2 protein-coding genes and 1 pseudogene are annotated in these 2,590 nt (G+C 71.6%); all 3 read left to right on the plus strand.

Annotated elements, in window-relative coordinates:
* Nucleotides 1-181 (plus strand): hypothetical protein (locus tag G6026_RS10920; protein WP_182613195.1); only part of this gene is annotated, 181 nt, incomplete at its 5' end.
* Nucleotides 178-2,013, plus strand: a complete 1,836-nt coding sequence (locus tag G6026_RS10925) for a lipid II flippase MurJ (RefSeq protein WP_107757874.1) — start codon at nt 178-180, stop codon at nt 2,011-2,013. The genes G6026_RS10920 and G6026_RS10925, both read left to right, overlap by 4 nt.
* An 88-nt stretch (nt 2,014-2,101) precedes the next feature.
* A pseudogene (locus G6026_RS10930) lies at nt 2,102-2,590 on the plus strand (protein kinase family protein); the annotation flags it as partial.

The raw sequence follows: 2,590 nt of genomic DNA on the forward strand, positions 1-2,590 counted from the left end.
CGGGCCGGACGGGACGCGGCTGTCCGACCCGGTCGAACTGTCGGTCCAGTCCGGGGGGTACCCCGTGGCCCAGGGATTCGCGATCGCGGCGGCCGCGCTCGCCCTCGTCCTCGGGGGCCGCCGGTACCTGCGCTACCGTCGGGGGATCCTCGACCCCGCGGACGAAGGGCACCGACCGTGACCGACGAGCAGGGTTCCCGCGAACCCGGGCTGCGTAGACCGGACCCCGGATTGCGGGGCCGCCGCCGCGAATCGGGCAGTTGCGTCTCGACCCGCCCGGTCTCGCCGCCGCCCGTGGCCGACTCCTTCGCGCCGGACTCGGTACCCGCGGACCCCGTGGTCCCGGTCCCGGCGGCCCCGACGACCCGGGGCGGGGGGACCGGTCACACCACCCGCGACTCCTCCGATGCCTCGGTGATGCGGTCCACCGGATCGATGGCGGTGGCGAACCTCGCGAGCAGGATCACCGGTTTCGTGCGGATGATCCTCATCCTCACCATCCTCGGCCCCGCCGTCGCCTCGGCGTTCAACACCGCCAACACTCTTCCCAACATGATCACCGAGCTCGTCCTGGGGTCGGTCCTCACCGCCATGTTCATGCCCCTGTTGGCCCGCGCCGCCCAGGAGGACCCGGACGGGGGGGTGTCGTTCATCAGGCGGCTGCTCACGGCCACCTCGTTGTTGGCGCTGGTCGCGACGGTCGTGGCCGTGGCCTGCGCGCCGCTGCTCACCGAGCTCAACCTCGGTGACGGCGAGGTCAACACGGACCTGGCCACGGCCTTCGCGTTCCTGCTGCTGCCGCAGATCTTCTTCTACGGCGTCTTCTCGGTCATGCTCGCCGTGCTCAACTACAACGGGATCTTCCGGCCGGGTGCCTGGGCCCCGGTGTGGAACAACCTCGTGGCCATCGCGACCCTCGCGCTCTTCGCGGTCGTCGGCAGTGGCATCGACCCCGCGGCACCGGTGAATCTCCTGAGCGCACCGATCCTGCTGCTCGGCCTGGGCACGACCCTCGGAGTGGTGGTCCAGGCGGCGGTCCTGCTGCCCGCGCTGCGCCGCGCCGGCGTGGTGCTGCGCCCCCAGTGGGGACTGGACCCCCGGATCCGCCAGTTCGGCGGCAACGCCCTGGCCGGGCTGGCGTACGTGTTCATCTCGCAGGTCGGTCTGGTCATGACCAACCGCATCGGTTCCGCGGCCGACGAGGCGGCCATCGCCATCTACGGCACGTACTGGCTGCTGCTGCAGGTGCCGTACGGGATCATCGGCGTGACCCTGCTGACGGCCATCAACCCGCGGTTGGCCGACAACGGCGTCGCCGGGCGCACGGACGCGGTCGTGCGGGACATCTCCCTCGGCACCAGGCTGTCCCTCTTCGGGCTCGTGCCGATCATCGCCGTCATGACGGCCTTCGGTCCCACGATCGCCACCGGCCTGTTCCGGTACGGCAACTTCGACGCCCAGAATGCCGAGATCCTGGGCCTGACGCTCGCTTTCGGGGCGTTCACCCTGGTGCCGTACGCGGTGGTCCTCCTCCAGCAGCGCGTGTTCTACGCGCGCGAGGACTACTGGACCCCCACCGTCATGATCCTCGCGATCACCGTCGTCCGCGTGGTCCTGTCACTCATCGTCCCGATGGTGGCCGACGAGCGCTCCCACGTGGTGATCGGCCTCGCCCTGGCCAACGGGATCGGCTGGGTCGTGGGCGCGGTCGCCGGGTACGTCCTGCTCCGGCGCCGGCTCGGCTCCCTGCGTGGGCGCGAGACGGCGACGTCAGCGGTCTGGACGGTGGGGGCGTCGGCCGCAGGAGCTCTCGTCGCCCTCGCCGTCGACACCCTCCTGCCCATGGACGCACTGACCGACGCGGTCGGAAGCATCGGGTTCGTGGTCCGGGCCGGGCTCGCCGCGGTCATCACCCTCGTGGTCACCGGTCTGATCCTGTCCCGGTCACGCCTCCCGGAGCTGGACGCCGTCGCACCCGTCCTCCGAGGCCTGGTGGGGCGTCTGAGGCGATAGTCGTGTCCCGGGACGCGCGGGCCGTACACTCGGAGCATCAGGAGCGGGCGGATAGGCAGGACGGCCGCGTCGTCGAGGAGGTCTACGGGTGGGCGATGTGAACGGTGTTCCGGGGCAGGGTTCGCCCTCGGGCCCACCGCGCCTGACCGTCGGGGGACTGGTATCGGGAGGGCGCTACCAACTCCTCGAATCGCACGGCGGAGTGGTCGGCCAGGCGTTCTGGCGCGCCCGTGACAAGCGACTCGGTCGCGATGTCGCGCTGATCTTCGTCGACCCTCTACCCGGGGAGGACCCCCCGGGCTCGGCGACGGGGGTCCTGGACCGCACGGTCGCCCTGACCCGCGTGTACTCGGACGGCCTCGCCCGGGTGCTCGACGTCATCCGCGGCCGCGCCGGGGGCATCGTGGTCTGCGAATGGATACCCGGCCGCAGCCTCGCCGCCGCTGTCGGTGACCCGGACCCCGATTCCGCCGTGGCCGCGATGTGGGGGCTGGCCGACGCCGCCACCCGTGCGGCCCAGAATGGCCTGATCCTGGGATTGGACTCACCGGACCGCATCCGCGTCACCGAGGACGGG

Origin of the sequence: Dietzia sp. DQ11-38-2 (genome assembly GCF_014145055.1) — a bacterium.
Classification (GTDB): domain Bacteria; phylum Actinomycetota; class Actinomycetes; order Mycobacteriales; family Mycobacteriaceae; genus Dietzia.